This is a genomic window from Pseudomonas taiwanensis DSM 21245, assembly GCF_000425785.1.
Classification (GTDB): domain Bacteria; phylum Pseudomonadota; class Gammaproteobacteria; order Pseudomonadales; family Pseudomonadaceae; genus Aquipseudomonas; species Aquipseudomonas taiwanensis.
On the sequence record NZ_KE384451.1, the window covers coordinates 199,143 to 212,436 of the forward strand.

At 63.3% G+C, this 13,294-nt stretch carries 15 protein-coding genes; 8 read left to right on the forward strand and 7 right to left on the reverse strand.

Annotated features, from left to right (window positions below):
* Nucleotides 1–83 precede the first annotated feature (83 nt).
* Nucleotides 84–2,135 carry a putative bifunctional diguanylate cyclase/phosphodiesterase gene (locus H620_RS0122730; protein ID WP_023378871.1) on the reverse strand — a complete coding sequence of 684 codons (2,052 nt, stop codon included), beginning with the start codon at nucleotides 2,133–2,135 and terminating at the stop codon, nucleotides 84–86.
* 221 nt (nucleotides 2,136–2,356) lie between these two features.
* Between H620_RS0122730 and H620_RS27045 the strand changes: the two genes are divergently transcribed.
* Complete coding sequence (locus H620_RS27045) at nucleotides 2,357–2,569, forward strand: hypothetical protein (RefSeq protein ID WP_155950816.1); 213 nt, start codon at nucleotides 2,357–2,359, stop codon at nucleotides 2,567–2,569.
* 92 nt (nucleotides 2,570–2,661) lie between these two features.
* On the opposite strand, the gene H620_RS0122735 is transcribed toward H620_RS27045, so the two are convergent.
* Nucleotides 2,662–3,258: a superoxide dismutase gene (locus H620_RS0122735; protein ID WP_003255187.1), complete on the reverse strand. Its 597-nt coding sequence runs from the start codon at nucleotides 3,256–3,258 to the stop codon at nucleotides 2,662–2,664.
* Nucleotides 3,259–3,477: 219 nt separating this feature from the next.
* Nucleotides 3,478–4,077: a LysE/ArgO family amino acid transporter gene (locus tag H620_RS0122745; RefSeq protein ID WP_023378872.1), complete on the reverse strand. Its 600-nt coding sequence runs from the start codon at nucleotides 4,075–4,077 to the stop codon at nucleotides 3,478–3,480.
* A 127-nt stretch (nucleotides 4,078–4,204) separates the two neighbouring features.
* Between H620_RS0122745 and H620_RS0122750 the strand changes: the two genes are divergently transcribed.
* From H620_RS0122750 to H620_RS0122760, 3 genes are all read left to right on the forward strand, one after another.
* Nucleotides 4,205–5,095, forward strand: coding sequence for a LysR family transcriptional regulator ArgP (locus tag H620_RS0122750; protein WP_023378873.1), 891 nt, complete (start codon nucleotides 4,205–4,207; stop codon nucleotides 5,093–5,095).
* A 49-nt stretch (nucleotides 5,096–5,144) separates the two neighbouring features.
* Nucleotides 5,145–6,140: an NAD-dependent epimerase/dehydratase family protein gene (locus H620_RS0122755; RefSeq protein ID WP_023378874.1), complete on the forward strand. Its 996-nt coding sequence runs from the start codon at nucleotides 5,145–5,147 to the stop codon at nucleotides 6,138–6,140.
* An 87-nt stretch (nucleotides 6,141–6,227) separates the two neighbouring features.
* Entirely contained in the window at nucleotides 6,228–7,052 is an 825-nt protein-coding gene (locus tag H620_RS0122760; RefSeq protein WP_023378875.1) for a hypothetical protein, read from the forward strand.
* Between the two features lie 48 nt (nucleotides 7,053–7,100).
* Here H620_RS0122760 and H620_RS0122765 read toward each other — a convergent pair whose 3' ends face one another.
* Together H620_RS0122765 and H620_RS0122770 are read right to left on the reverse strand one after the other, a co-directional pair.
* A complete protein-coding gene (locus tag H620_RS0122765) occupies nucleotides 7,101–8,150 on the reverse strand; it encodes an alkene reductase (RefSeq protein ID WP_027908094.1) in 1,050 nt (349 codons plus the stop codon).
* 13 nt (nucleotides 8,151–8,163) lie between these two features.
* Entirely contained in the window at nucleotides 8,164–8,466 is a 303-nt protein-coding gene (locus H620_RS0122770; protein ID WP_023378877.1) for an ArsR/SmtB family transcription factor, read from the reverse strand.
* Nucleotides 8,467–8,616: 150 nt separating this feature from the next.
* Between H620_RS0122770 and H620_RS0122775 the strand changes: the two genes are divergently transcribed.
* On the forward strand, nucleotides 8,617–9,192 hold the full coding sequence (locus H620_RS0122775; protein ID WP_023378878.1) for an acyl carrier protein phosphodiesterase: 576 nt from the start codon (nucleotides 8,617–8,619) through the stop codon (nucleotides 9,190–9,192).
* 23 nt (nucleotides 9,193–9,215) lie between these two features.
* On the opposite strand, the gene H620_RS0122780 is transcribed toward H620_RS0122775, so the two are convergent.
* Nucleotides 9,216–10,004: a lysophospholipid acyltransferase family protein gene (locus tag H620_RS0122780; RefSeq protein WP_027908095.1), complete on the reverse strand. Its 789-nt coding sequence runs from the start codon at nucleotides 10,002–10,004 to the stop codon at nucleotides 9,216–9,218.
* Nucleotides 10,004–10,759, reverse strand: coding sequence for an L-ornithine N(alpha)-acyltransferase (gene olsB, locus H620_RS0122785; protein WP_023378880.1), 756 nt, complete (start codon nucleotides 10,757–10,759; stop codon nucleotides 10,004–10,006). The genes H620_RS0122780 and olsB overlap by 1 nt, the downstream gene beginning before the upstream one ends.
* A gap of 135 nt (nucleotides 10,760–10,894) precedes the next feature.
* Between olsB and H620_RS0122790 the strand changes: the two genes are divergently transcribed.
* The 3 genes from H620_RS0122790 to H620_RS0122800 all read left to right on the forward strand — a co-directional run bounded on the left by H620_RS0122790 (nucleotide 10,895) and on the right by H620_RS0122800 (nucleotide 13,267).
* A complete protein-coding gene (locus H620_RS0122790) occupies nucleotides 10,895–11,782 on the forward strand; it encodes an acyl-CoA dehydrogenase middle domain-containing protein (protein ID WP_023378881.1) in 888 nt (295 codons plus the stop codon).
* A 139-nt stretch (nucleotides 11,783–11,921) separates the two neighbouring features.
* Nucleotides 11,922–12,974 carry a serine hydrolase domain-containing protein gene (locus H620_RS0122795; protein ID WP_371919590.1) on the forward strand — a complete coding sequence of 351 codons (1,053 nt, stop codon included), beginning with the start codon at nucleotides 11,922–11,924 and terminating at the stop codon, nucleotides 12,972–12,974.
* Nucleotides 12,971–13,267: a hypothetical protein gene (locus tag H620_RS0122800; protein WP_023378883.1), complete on the forward strand. Its 297-nt coding sequence runs from the start codon at nucleotides 12,971–12,973 to the stop codon at nucleotides 13,265–13,267. Before H620_RS0122795 ends, H620_RS0122800 begins: the two co-directional genes overlap by 4 nt.
* Nucleotides 13,268–13,294 lie beyond the last annotated feature (27 nt).

Below are 13,294 nucleotides of genomic sequence, written 5' to 3' on the forward strand. Positions count from 1 at the left end.
GAAAGATTTGCATTTGCTGTAAAGAGGCCAGCATGCAATTCATGTAAATGCAGGTCACGGCCTGTAACCAGAGGGGAGCGGTGTTACAGCGCCGATACGTGGTTGCGCTGCGCCTGCTTGAGGAAACTCACCAGTTCACGCGCGGACAGCGGTTTGCTGTAGTGGTAGCCCTGGCCCTCATGGCAGCCCTGGGCAATGATGTAGCTTTCCTGCTCGGCGGTTTCCACGCCTTCGGCAATCACCTGCATGCCCAGGCTCTTGCCCAACTGGATGATGGCGCGAACGATGGTGGCATCGTCGTCATCGTCCAGCAGGTCCTGGACGAAGCTCTTGTCGATCTTGATCTTGTCCAGCGGTAGCGACTTCAGATAGCTGAGCGAGGAGTAGCCGGTGCCGAAATCGTCGATGGCGATCATCGCGCCGGAACGACGCAGGCTCAGCAGGTGCTGGGCAGCGGTGCTGATGTCTTCCATCAGGCCGGTCTCGGTGACTTCCAGCTCCAGGCTGCGCGGCGGCAGGCGGTAGGCCTGCAGCAGGTTGTTGACCACCCGTGGCAGTTCATTGTGGTGCAGTTGCACGGTGGACAGGTTCACCGCCATGCGCAGATCGCTGAAGCCCATGTCGTGCCATTCGCGTAATTGGCGACAGGCCTGGTCGAGCACCCATTCGCCGATGGCGATGATGTTGCCGTTCTGCTCGGCCAAGGGGATGAACTGGTCCGGTGGGACCATGCCCAGCTCGGGGTGATGCCAGCGCAGCAGCGCTTCCACACCCACCACCCGGTTGTCGCGGTAGCTGATCTGCGGCTGGTACACCAGGTACAGCTGGTTACGCGACAGGGCTTCGCGCAGGTCTTTTTCCAGTTCGCGGCGTCGGCGCATCTCGCTGTCGACGCTGGCGATGTAGAACTGGTAACGGTTGCGCGAGCGTGCCTTGGCCAGGGTCATGGTCTGTTCGGCTTTTTGCAGCAGTTTTTCGGTGCTGTCGCCATCCTCAGGGAACAGAGTGATGCCAATGGTGGCGCGCAGGCGGATTTCCTGATGGTCGAGGGCGAACGGCACTTCCAGGTCGTCGAGGATGCTCTGCGCCAGCTCGGCCGCCTCATAGGGCTGCTCGATATTGGCCTGGACCAGGGCGAACTGGTCGCCGCCCAAGCGCGCCAGGGCACCGAGACGGCCGCTATGGGCGCGCAGACGGTCGGCCAGGGCCAGCAGCAGTTGGTCGCCCGCCTGGTAGCTGAATTGCTCGTTGATGCCCTTGAAGTCATCCAGTCCCACGCACAGTACCGCTACGCGGTGCTGCAGGCGGCCGCCGTCGACGAGGATCTTGTCCAGCTGTTCCTGTAGTTGCTGGCGGTTGGGCAGGCCGGTGAGGAAGTCGTACTGGGCCATGCGCTGCAGGCTGTTCTCGGCTTCATGGCGCAGGTGGGTATTGCGCTCGATGGAGGCCAGCAGCTGGTTGGCAGTGTTGACCCAGATGCCCAGTTCGTTCTTTTCGTGGCCCTTGAGCAGCGGTATCTGGTGCTGGCTGGGGCGGTCGGGGTTGATCTGGGTCAGGTGGTCGATGATCTTCGACAATGGCTTGGTGAGCAGCCAGTGGTAGACCAGGTACAGTACCAGGCCCATGGCCAGGGCGCGCAGTACGCCGGAAATGAAGATGATCACCGCATTGATCAGGAAGTCTTCGCCGTAGGCGGCGGTGTCGAGGGTGATGCTCAGGTCGCCGTAGTACTCGCTGTAGGGGCCGCGGCCAACCAGTTGGGTGGTGTAGGTGCGTTCCTGGCCGAGGATCAGGTCGGTCAGCCAGCGCATCGACATGTCGCGCAGTGGGCGGGATTTTTCGGCCAGCATGGTTTCGTTGGGGTGGCCGATCGAGGCCATGCGCACCGACTCGTCCTGGAACAACCCCTCCATGACCTGCATGCCCATTTCCCGGTCGAGGCTGTACACCGCCTGGGTCGATGGATCGCGGAACATGTCGAGGATCCGCTGGGCATCGCTGTTCACGGCCTGGCGGGTCTTGTAGGTGTCGTAGACGATCTGCGCGCAGCTGAGAACCACGCCGACCGCCAACGCCGACAGCAGCACGACCCTGAGCAACTTGACCGACAAGCTGTTCCGCAATTCCAGCTTCAATGGGGTTTCCTTAATCCATGCGCATGGCATCATTTTGCCATCAACGTTGGCAATACACTATCGGCCGGTTGCCACGGGCAGTTCGCGAGTCGCGGCGGCTCATTGCGGGTTCCGTCCTGAGCAGTGTATCGGTTGCGCTGCCATGCGACTTGAGTGCGCTGCATCAACATTCCAGACGTTTGATGTTAGCGCGCTATGCGAGGGGAGCAAGAGGGGGAGGCATGTATTCGGACATGAGGGAAAATGCGAGCGGTTATGAGATCGAGCGCCGCCCGCGCGATGCGTCGCGTAAGCGGCGCTCGATCCTGCACCGGCCCCATATCGGCGAACAAAAAAGCATCGCGAGCAAGGCTCGCTCCTACCTTGATTGGCGTGAAACAACCGTAGGAGCGAGCCTTGCTCGCGATGCACCGCGCGGGCGGTGCTCGATCTGACATGCCCCGCACCACTCACGGCATGCATCGAAGTCAACGCTGAGCCCAATAAAAAACCCGGCGCTGGGCCGGGTTTTTCGGACAAGCCTGAATCAGGCCTTGAAGGTCTTGCCTTCGAACTGCTCGGCAACGAAGGCCCAGTTGACCAGGTTCCAGAACGCCTCGACGTACTTCGGACGCAGGTTGCGGTAGTCGATGTAGTAGGCGTGCTCCCAGACGTCGCAGGTCAGCAGCGGGGTGTCGCCGCTGGTCAGCGGGCAGCCAGCGCCGATGGTGCTGGCCAGGGCCAGGGAGCCGTCGGCCTTCTTCACCAGCCAGCCCCAACCGGAACCGAAGGTGCCGACGGAAGTCTTGGTGAACTCTTCCTTGAACTTGTCGAAGGAACCGAAGGCGGCGTTGATGGCGTCAGCCAGGGCGCCGGTCGGTTGGCCACCGCCGTTTGGCGACAGGCAGTTCCAGTAGAAGGTGTGGTTCCAGACTTGAGCGGCGTTGTTGAAGATGCCGCCCGAAGAGCTCTTGACGATCTCTTCCAGGGTCTTGCCTTCAAATTCTGTGCCTGGGACCAGGTTGTTCAGGTTCACGACATAGGTGTTGTGGTGCTTGTCGTGGTGATACTCCAGGGTTTCCTTGGAGATGTGCGGCTGCAGGGCATCATGGGCGTACGGCAGCGGCGGCAATTCAAAAGCCATGGTGGATCTCCTGATTCAGGTCTAGTTCGCGGTTTGCGCAAGGCCGATCACGGGCGGCCCGGTAGGCGTCAGCGAGTATGTACTCTTTGCGACGCGAGGGCAGGATCATAGCACCAGCCCCCGCGCATAACCACGCGACAAAGATAGGGAATAGAGGTTCCAGAGCGGTTGCCAGCACCGGCCTCATCACTGGCACGCCAGGTCCTGCAGGCGCTGGGCTCAGTTGAAGATCAACTGCGCCGCCACCGCGAACATCATCACCGCTACCATCAGGTCTAGCAGGCGCCAGGTTGTTGGGCGTGCCAGCCAGGGGGCCAGCCAGGCCGCGCCCAGGGCCAGGGTCGAGAACCACACCAGTGAAGCACTGGCCGCACCGGCCACGTAGGCGCCTGGCACAGTTTGCTGGGCACCGAGCGAACCGATCAGCAGTACGGTGTCAAGGTACACGTGTGGGTTGAGCAGCGTTACCGCCAAGGCACTGAGCAACACCGCTCGGCGCGAGCGCATACCCTGGCCTTCCTGATGTTGCAGGCTCTGCTTCGAGCAGGCGCTGCGCAGCGCCTTGGCGCCATACCAGAGCAGGAACAGCGCGCCACCCCAGCGGGCAATCGCCAGCAGCGTCGGATTGTGCGCCAGCACCGTGGCCAGGCCGAACACACCGGCGGCGACCAGGATCGCATCGCACACGATGCACAGCGCCGCCACCGGCAGGTGATGCTCCCGGCGCAGGCTCTGGGCCAGGACGAACGCATTCTGCGCGCCGATGGCCATGATCAGGCCGAAGGCCACCAACATACCGTTCAAATAGCTTTGCCACATGGCGGGAACACTCCACTGACACCCACGAAGCCGTGGGTGCTGATGACTGAAAGAAGTTGCTGGCCATTGTGGGGAACAGCGCTGTATAAGAAAAACAAATAACGCTGATCCGTCATTAGGGAAATTGATGTTCGACTACAAATTGCTCTCTGCGCTCGCCGCCGTGATCGAGCAAGGCGGCTTCGAACGGGCGGCACAGGCGCTGGGGTTGTCGCAATCGGCGATTTCGCAACGCATCAAGTTGCTTGAGGCGCGAGTCGGCCAACCGGTGCTGGTGCGGGCTGCACCACCGAGTCCGACCGAGGTCGGTCGGCAGTTGCTCAACCATGTGCAGCAGGTGCGTCTGCTTGAGCGCGACTTGCAGCGCCAGGTACCGGCGCTGGACGAGGAGGGCTTGCCCGAGCGCTTGCGCATCGCGCTTAACGCCGACAGCCTGGCGACCTGGTGGGCGCGCGCGGTGGGGGCGTTCTGTGCCGAGCAACAAGTGCTGACCGACCTGGTGGTGGAAGACCAGGAGGTTGGCCTCAAACGCATGCGCGCCGGTGAAGTGGCGGCCTGCCTGTGCGGCAGCGAACGACCGGTGGCCGGTGCGCGCAGCCTGGCGCTGGGGGCGATGCGCTACCGGGCGCTGGCCAGTCCGGCATTCATGGCGCGTTATTTCCCCAAGGGTTTCGATGCCAAGCGGCTGGCGCGCTCCCCGGCCATCGTTTACGGGCCGGACGATTTCCTCCAGCACCGCTACCTGGCATCACTCGGCATACAGGACGGCTTCCTGCACCACCTTTGCCCATCGTCTGAGGGTTTTCTGCGCATGACCGAAGCCGGCCTGGGCTGGGGACTGGTTCCCGAATTGCAGGCCCGCGAGCAACTGGCCAACGGTCAGTTGGTGGAAATCTGCGTAGATACTCCTATCGATGTCCCGTTGTACTGGCATCATTGGCGCAATGGCGGGCACCTGCTCGCGCAACTGACCGATCACTTGCGGCACAGCGCACGGCAATGGCTGGTGCCCTTGTAGTCGCGGCTGGCGTCAGTTGCATCTGAAATCTGGCAAGACGGGGTCTTACATGCGAATTCTGGTCACCGGCGCGAGTGGCTTCATCGGCGGACGCTTTGCGCGTTTCGCCCTGGAGCAAGGCCTGGACGTGCGGGTCAGCGGTCGGCGTGCCGAAGGTGTCGAGCATCTGGTCAAGCGCGGTGCGCAGTTCATCCCGGGCGACCTGGGCGATGCCGAGCTGGCGCGTCGTCTGTGCCAAGGGGTCGAGGCGGTGGTGCACTGCGCCGGAGCTGTGGGCAACTGGGGGCGTTACCAGGATTTCCACCAAGGCAATGTGGTGGTCACCGAGAACGTCGTAGAGGGCTGCCTGAAAGAGCATGTGCGGCGCCTGGTGCACTTGTCGTCGCCGTCGATCTACTTCAATGGCCGCTCGCGTCTGGACGTTCGTGAAGACCAGATACCCCGGCGTTTCCACGACCACTACGCGCAGACCAAGTACCTGGCCGAACAGAAGGTCTTCGGCGCCCAGGAGTTCGGCCTGGAAGTGTTGGCCCTGCGCCCACGGTTCGTCACGGGCGCAGGGGATGCCAGCATTTTCCCGCGCTTGATGAACATGCAGCGCAAGGGCCGGGTAGCCATCATTGGCAATGGCCTGAACAAGGTCGACTTCACCAGTGTGCACAACCTCAACGAGGCGCTGCTCAGTGCCCTGTTCGCCGAAGACCGTGCCCTTGGCCAGGCCTACAACATCAGTAACGGGCACCCGCTGCCGTTGTGGGACGTGGTCAACTATGTGATGCGCCAGATGCAGTTGCCGCAAGTCACCCGCTACCGCTCCTATGGGCTGGCCTACAGTCTCGCGGCCATCAACGAGGCGGCCTGCCTGCTCTGGCCCGGTCGACCGCAGCCAACGTTGTCACGCCTGGGGATGCAGGTGATGAGCCGCGATTTCACCCTGGATATCAGCCGCGCGCGGCACTACTTGGACTACCAGCCCAAGGTGAGCCTGTGGACGGCGCTGGATGAATTCTGTGCGTGGTGGAAGCACTTGCCGGCTGGCCAGTGAACCTGGCGTGCCGATGATGGTCATCAGTGCGCCGCGTGAGCGGTTTATAATCATGCCTCTTTGCTACTACTGCGGTTGAATGCACCCATGCGTAACGATTCCCACGACGACTTCGATGACGTGCCGACCCTGCGGGCCGGCACCCCTGATGATGACGAACTGCTGCCCGCGCACGTGGCGCGCAGCCGGCACAAGGCTGCTCGCCCGGCCAGCACCGGCCCGCTGTGGGCCTTGCTCGGGGCTTCGGTCATCGCGCTGGCAGGCCTCGGTTGGTGGAGCTTCCAGCAGATCACGCTGATGGAGCAGCAGCTGGTGGCTACCCAGGAAAGCTTCGCCCGCATCAGCGAGGAAGCCGCTGGGCGACTGCAGGCGATCAGCGGCAAAGTGGCGGCCACGGAGTCCACTGCCAACACCGGGAGCGAGGCTTTGAAGCTGCAGATTCGTCAGTTGCAGGCCAGTCTGGCCGAGCAGGGCAAGCAGCAACAGGGTGTGGCCGGGCAGGCGGGAGACTTGGGCAAGCGTCTGGAGCAAGTGCTGGCTGACACCCGCGAACAGCAGAAGGCGGTCACCGAGCTGCAAAGCCAGCTGCAGGCGCAGTTGAAGGCAGTGAACGCTGAACTGGCGGCACTGAAGTCGGGGCAGGTGGACGGTGGCAAGCTCGATGGCCAGCTGAAGAACCTGAGCGAAGAAGTGGCAGCGCTGAAAAAGCAGGGCAACCCCAACGCCGCGATCGAGAGCCTGGAGCAAGATGTGCTGGTATTGAAGAGCCAGGCGGACAACCGACCGGCAGCGGCCTCTGGTGGGGCTTCGGTCCAGGAGTTCGATGCGTTTCGTGGGCAGACCACTCGTAGCATCAATACCCTGCAAAGTCAGATCCAGAACCTGCAACAGCAGATCAACGCGCGGCCCTGAGAACCGTTGCACCCCTGATCGCCGGGTTGCCGGCGACCAGGGCTGCGATTACATCCGCGGATAGTCGATGTAGCCGACCGGCCCCTTGGCGTAGAAGGTTTCAGGGTGCGCCTGGTTCAGCGGCGCATCCGCAGCCAGGCGTGCAGGCAAGTCAGGGTTGGCGATGAATGGCACACCAAAGGCCACTGCATCCGCCCTGCCACTGGCCAGTGCCGCGTTCGCGCTGGTCTTGTCGAAACGTTCGTTGACGATGTAAGGGCCTGCGAACGCTTCCTTGATCAGCGGGCCGATGCTGTCATCGGCTTCCTTCTCGCGCGAGCAGATGAACGCAATGCCGCGCTTGCCCAGTTCACGGGCGACATAGGTGAACGTTTCGGCACGATTGTCGTCGCCCATGTCATGGGAGTCGGCACGTGGCGCCAGGTGAACGCCGACGCGGCCAGGGCCCCATACTTCGATTGCCGCATCGGTCACTTCCAGCAGCAGACGCGCACGGTTTTCCAGCGAGCCACCATAACGGTCGGTGCGCTGGTTGGTGCTGCTCTGCAAGAACTGGTCAAGCAGGTAGCCGTTGGCGCCGTGAATCTCGACGCCGTCGAAACCGGCGGCCTTGGCATTTTCCGCACCTACCCGGTAAGCCTCGACGATGTCGGCAATCTCTTCGGTCTCCAGGGCACGCGGGGTAGGGTAGTCGGCAAGGGGCCGCACCAGGCTCACGTGGCCCTTGGGCTTGATCGCGCTCGGTGCTACCGGCAATTCACCATTGAGGTAGCTGGGGTGCGAGATACGGCCAACGTGCCACAACTGCAGGAACATGCGACCGCCTGCGGCGTGCACTGCCTTGGTCACGTTGTTCCAGCCGCGTACCTGGTCGTCGGACCAGATGCCGGGGGTGTCGGGGTAGCCGACGCCCATGGGCGTCACTGAAGTCGCCTCGCTCAGGATCAGCCCGGCGCTAGCACGCTGCACGTAGTACTCGGCCATCAGTGCATTGGGCACGCGGCCTTCGTCGGCGCGGCAGCGGGTGAGAGGGGCCATGATGATGCGGTTGGGCAATTGCAGGTCGCCGAGGGTGATCGGATCGAAAAGGGTGGTCATGTCGTGGTCCTTGTCAGAGCTCTTGGCTCATCTGCGCGAGGAACGCCTTGATGGTGTCCTCGTTACGTTTGAAAAAATGCCACTGGCCGATCTTCTGGCTGCTGATGAGGCCGGCGCGTTGCAAGGTGGCCAGGTGGGCGGAGACCGTCGACTGCGACAGGCCGCAGCGTTGGTCGATCTGCCCGGCACAGACGCCGTGCTCGGTGCTGTGGTACTGGTCAGGGAATTGCGCTGCCGGGTCCTTCAGCCAGGTGAGGATTTCTCGCCGGACCGGATGGGCCAAGGCTTTGATGATTTCGTCGAGATCGAGAGGCATGGTTAGGCTCGTGGTGTAGCGGTATATCGCGATGAAGCGAAATGTAGATCGTTAGTTCGCGATATACAAATATGAAGTCGTTCTGAGCTGAGCACGAATCGCTATATCGCGTTATAACGATATGCCCGGGGACGGTGCTAGACTGCGTCCATGAACTATCTCGCGCATCTGCACTTGGGGGGGCCGGCGCCACAGCAACTGCTGGGCAGTCTCTACGGCGACTTCGTCAAAGGCGCCTTGGAAGGGCGCTTCCCGCCAGCCCTTGAGGCTGCCATTCGGCTGCACCGTCACATTGACAGCTACACCGACCGCCATCCCCTGGTGTTGGCCGCGTTGGCGCGTTTTCCCCAGGAGCGGCGGCGTTATGCCGGGATCATCCTGGACGTGTTCTTCGACCATTGCCTGGCACGTCATTGGGGCGACTACGCCGATCAACCACTGGCGGCGTTCACGCAGGACTTCTATCGCGTGCTGCTGGCCGAGCCCGAGCTGCCAGGGCGACTGGCGCATATCGCGCCGTTCATGGCTGCGGATGACTGGCTTGGGGCCTATGGCGATTTCGCGACCCTGGAGCAGGTATTCAGGGGTATTGGCCGGCGGTTGTCGCGCCCTGAGGGAATGGCCGGTGTCATGGACGAGCTGGAGCGGTTGTACGAGCCATTGCTGGCGGATTTTCGTGCGTTCTATCCGCAGTTGCAGGCATTCGCCGCAGCGGGGCGTGTTTGAACCAGGGATCCCCCGCGAAAGCTTCAGGCCGCCCGAGGCTGCCGACGGGTTACCACCTCGTCCTCCCTGACCCCGAACAGCGTCAGGTGGATCGCCTGCTGCGCCTGAAATGCCAGGGCCGCTCGCTCTTTTTCCACGCTGCAGATAGGCGCCAGCAAGTGGATGTGCACCTCGCCTGGCGGCTGACCAAACAATCGCATCAAATGCGATACGAGGTCGTCCTCGCCAATGAACGGTGCAAAGAGGTCGGTTTCGCCTTCACGCAGGTACTGGATGGCCACCGGTTGCACCGGTATGCCGCGATCGATGGCGCCCGCCAGCAAGCGGCCGTGGAAGGTGCGCAGTTGCCGGCCATCGGTGGTAGTGCCTTCCGGGAAGATCAGCAGCGGCTGCGCCTGGCCCAACCGCTCGCTGATCTGCTCGCGCAGGCGCTGGGCGTCGCCACCGCCACGGCGAATGAACAGCGTGCCGGCCTTCTCTGCCAGCCAGCCGGCCAGCGGCCAATGGCGCACTTCGGCTTTGGACAGAAACGACAACGGCATCAGCATGCCCAGCAGTGGAATATCGGTCCAGGACACGTGGTTGCTGACCCACAGCATCGGTTTTGGCGGCAGCTCGCCGAATACCCGGATCTCGAAGGGCAAGGCGGCGACCAGCCGTTTCATGAACAGGCAAGTCCAGCGCTGGCGGCGTTCGGAGGACGCCTTCAACCCCAGGCGTTCGCCGAGGGCGATGACGCTGGCCATCAGCACGCCTAGCAGCAATACCAGCATCAGTCGTGTCAGGCGGGCCAGTACCCGCACTTTCGGCATCAGACTGCCGCCTTGAAGTGGCGGGCGTACCGCGGGCAGAGGTCGTCCCGCTTGAGCAGGATGAACACGTCGGCAACCTGGAAGTCTTCGTCCCAGCATGGCTCGCCGCAGATTTTCGCCCCCAGGCGCATGTAGGCCTTGAGCAGGGGCGGCAGCTGGGCAATGACGTTGTTCGGCAGCGGCAGGCTCGGCAGGGGGTTCTTCGGTTCGGCACGCAGGTGTTCGGTGCACAGGTAGCGTTCGCGCAGGCGCTGCATGATGGCGTGGGCCTGGACGCCGCCGTCCTGCATCGGAATGCTGGCGCAGCCCATCAGGTAGCTGTAGCGGCCTTCGTTGAGCACTTCGGCCAGTTCGCCCCAGAGCACGGCGATGGTGCCGCCATTGCGGTAGGCGGGGTCGACGCAGGTGCGCCCCAATTCCAGGAGCGGCCCTTGCAATTGCAGCAGACCGTGCAGGCTGAATTCTTCTTCGCTGTAGAAACGACCCAGGCTACTGGCAGCCTGGTGATCGAGCAGGCGTGTGGTGGCTACCAGTTCGCCGGTGCTCAGGTCGCGCACGCCGATATGACGGCAGTGCACGTCGTAGTCGTCCATGTCCAGACCCTGTTCGGCACCTTTGAGCTTGGCCTTGAATTCTGCGCTGAACACTTTGTAGCGCAAGGCCTGGGCTTCCTGCAGGGCCGTGGCGCCGACCAGGCGTTCGGCTTGCAGACGGCGTTCAGTGCTATTGTCGCCAGAGCGAGCGATCCGAGTCATACGAGTCTCCATAAGCCAGCCATGAAGGGTTGCGGCCGGTCGGCTTTGTTGTGCAAAGTCAGCCTAGGTAGGTGCGGTGTCACCCCCGTGAATCTTTAGTGATGCTTGCGTGACAACCCCTCGGAGGAGCCTGTGATGCCCTGGTTGCAACGACTCAACGACCCCTATCGCCAGCCGCTGGCGGGCACCCTGGGCGAGGTATACACCGCACAGCTGGAGCGCCTGGGTGCGGCTGCTCCGTTCGAGCTGGCCGTGCTCGGGGGGCGTGCCATGGCCACGCCGGGCCTGGCATTTCTGATCGGTTACCAGGCGGCGCTGCGCGTGCTCTGGCCCAGCGCGCCTGCCAGCCTTGGCGCCTTGTGCGCGACCGAACGGCGTAGCGTGCGGCCGGCGGACATGCATACACGGCTGGACGGGCTGCGCCTGAGTGGTAGCAAGGACTTCGTCACCGCCGGGCTCGATGCCGAGTGGCTGCTGGTGGCGGCGCGCAGCGAAGCGCCAGGTGAGGCGCCGAGGTTGCAACTGGCGGTGGTGTATCCAGGCGAGCCGGGCGTGACGCTGGAAGCGTTACCAACCTTGCCGCTGATGCCGGAGGTCGGCCATGGCCGATTGGTATTGCAGCAGGCTGCCTGCGAGTTGTTGGCGGGGGATGGCTGGGATGCCTACGTCAAGCCGTTCCGTTCGCTGGAAGACCTTTATGTGCTCGCGGCGCTGACGGCATGGCTGTATGGCGTCGGTCAGGAATGCGCTTGGCCGCAGGAATTGCGCTTGCGGCTCCTGGGGGTGCTGGCGGGTTGCGCCGAGGGCAGTCGTCAATGTGCCGACAGCGTGGGTTGTCATCTGCTGCTGGGCGGACTGTTCGCCCAGTTCCAGGCATTGCGGGGGGATATCGACAAGGCCCTGAAAGCTGGGCCGGCGCATTGGGCGCAATTGTGGCAACGGGATCAGGGCGTCCTGGCGCTGGCAGCTGCGGCGCGGGATAAACGCCTGGCCAAAGCCTGGGAGACAGCGGGATTGTCATGAACGTCAGGCAGGCTTCGGAGATCTGACGAGCCTTGGGGCCGCTTTGCGGCCCTTTCGCGACGCAGGGCCGTAGCCCCCAGGACCGCACTGATCGTTGAATCCCATGACCCTTCTCAGGCAATTGCTGCTCGTGTCCGGTATGACGTTAGCCACAGCCTGGGCCGAGGAGTGGCCCGAGCCGGATTGGCGGCTCGAAAACACCCCTGTCGACTGGCACTCCGTCGACACTTACGCCTTCGCCGAACGCAGCCCCACCGAGCGCAGCGGCGTGCGCACCGATGCGCTGTTGATCATCCACGATGGGCGCATCATCCACGAGCGTTACGCAGCCCCCACCACGGCCAGCACGGCGCACCTGACCTGGTCGGTCAGCAAAAGCGTGCTGGCCACGCTGCTGGGGGTGGCCCACGGCGAAGGACGTTTTCAACTTCAGGACCCGGTGGCCCGCTTCTACCCGCCCATGCAGGCACACCCGGACGTGCGCCTGGCCGATCTGCTGCACTGGGCCAGCGGGCTGGACTGGCAGGAAGACTATGAATACGCGCCGTTGAAGTCTTCCGTGGTGGCCATGCTGTATACCCGTGGGCGTAACGACATGGCCGCCTATACCGCCTCGCGTGGCGCCAGCGAGCGGCCAGGCCAGCGCTTTTTCTACTCCAGCGGCGACAGCAATGTGCTGGCGGCAGCCCTGCACGGTATGGTCGAGCCGGAGACGTACGCCGACTATCCCTGGCAGGCGTTGTTCACTCCTCTGGGCATCGAAAGCGCAGTCTGGGAGCGTGATGGCGCAGGCACCTACGTCGGCTCTTCCTATCTGTACCTCAGCGCCCGGGACCTCGCGCGTATCGGCCTGCTGATGCTGCGCGAAGGCCGCTGGCGTGAGCGGCAACTGCTGCCTGCGCAGTGGGTCAGCTTCAACCGTACGCTGTTCGACGAGGCCCAGGCCGTACCCGGCGAAGCCAACCCAGGCGGCCATTGGTGGCTCAACCAGCCACTGCCCGGCCATGCCCCGCCGTGGCCGGATGTACCGCCACAGGCCTATGCCGCGCTTGGCCACTGGGGCCAGGCACTGTATGTGCTGCCGGCGCAGAAACTGGTGGTCGTCCGCTACGCCGATGACCGTGACGGCCGCTACAGCCACAACGAGTTGCTCAAGCGAGTGTTGGCGGCCGTGGTCAAGGAGGGGGGATGAAACCCGTGCTGTTGCTGGTGTTGGTGATACTGCTGGCCTGGGCGTGGCAGGAGCGTCAGGCGCTGGCGGATTTTCCCGCGATACTGTCAGCGTATTCTGCCAAGGAGTATTGCTCTTGCCGGTTCGTCATGGGCTTCGACCGGGCCTATTGCCGCGGTTACGTGAAGCAATACCTGCCGTTGAGCCTGCTACAAGAGGACCCCATGCAACGCCTGGTCACCGCCGAAGGCCTGGGCCAGCGCAACCAGGCGCTCTGGCAGGGCGAGCGCGAGGGCTGCCGCTTGCTGCCTTGAAAGCGGGCGGGTAAGGTTGGCGGTCAA

Coding starts and splice junctions, on each gene's coding strand:
- H620_RS0122750 (WP_023378873.1), top strand. CDS start 4,205: ATGTTCGACTACAAATTGCTCTCTGCGCTCGCCGCCGTGATCGAGCAA.
- olsB (WP_023378880.1), bottom strand. CDS start 10,759: ATGACTCGGATCGCTCGCTCTGGCGACAATAGCACTGAACGCCGTCTG.
- H620_RS0122800 (WP_023378883.1), top strand. CDS start 12,971: ATGAAACCCGTGCTGTTGCTGGTGTTGGTGATACTGCTGGCCTGGGCG.
- H620_RS0122745 (WP_023378872.1), bottom strand. CDS start 4,077: ATGTGGCAAAGCTATTTGAACGGTATGTTGGTGGCCTTCGGCCTGATC.
- H620_RS0122775 (WP_023378878.1), top strand. CDS start 8,617: ATGAACTATCTCGCGCATCTGCACTTGGGGGGGCCGGCGCCACAGCAA.
- H620_RS0122765 (WP_027908094.1), bottom strand. CDS start 8,150: ATGACCACCCTTTTCGATCCGATCACCCTCGGCGACCTGCAATTGCCC.
- H620_RS27045 (WP_155950816.1), top strand. CDS start 2,357: ATGTATTCGGACATGAGGGAAAATGCGAGCGGTTATGAGATCGAGCGC.
- H620_RS0122780 (WP_027908095.1), bottom strand. CDS start 10,004: ATGCCGAAAGTGCGGGTACTGGCCCGCCTGACACGACTGATGCTGGTA.
- H620_RS0122760 (WP_023378875.1), top strand. CDS start 6,228: ATGCGTAACGATTCCCACGACGACTTCGATGACGTGCCGACCCTGCGG.
- H620_RS0122795 (WP_371919590.1), top strand. CDS start 11,922: ATGACGTTAGCCACAGCCTGGGCCGAGGAGTGGCCCGAGCCGGATTGG.
- H620_RS0122735 (WP_003255187.1), bottom strand. CDS start 3,258: ATGGCTTTTGAATTGCCGCCGCTGCCGTACGCCCATGATGCCCTGCAG.
- H620_RS0122755 (WP_023378874.1), top strand. CDS start 5,145: ATGCGAATTCTGGTCACCGGCGCGAGTGGCTTCATCGGCGGACGCTTT.
- H620_RS0122790 (WP_023378881.1), top strand. CDS start 10,895: ATGCCCTGGTTGCAACGACTCAACGACCCCTATCGCCAGCCGCTGGCG.
- H620_RS0122770 (WP_023378877.1), bottom strand. CDS start 8,466: ATGCCTCTCGATCTCGACGAAATCATCAAAGCCTTGGCCCATCCGGTC.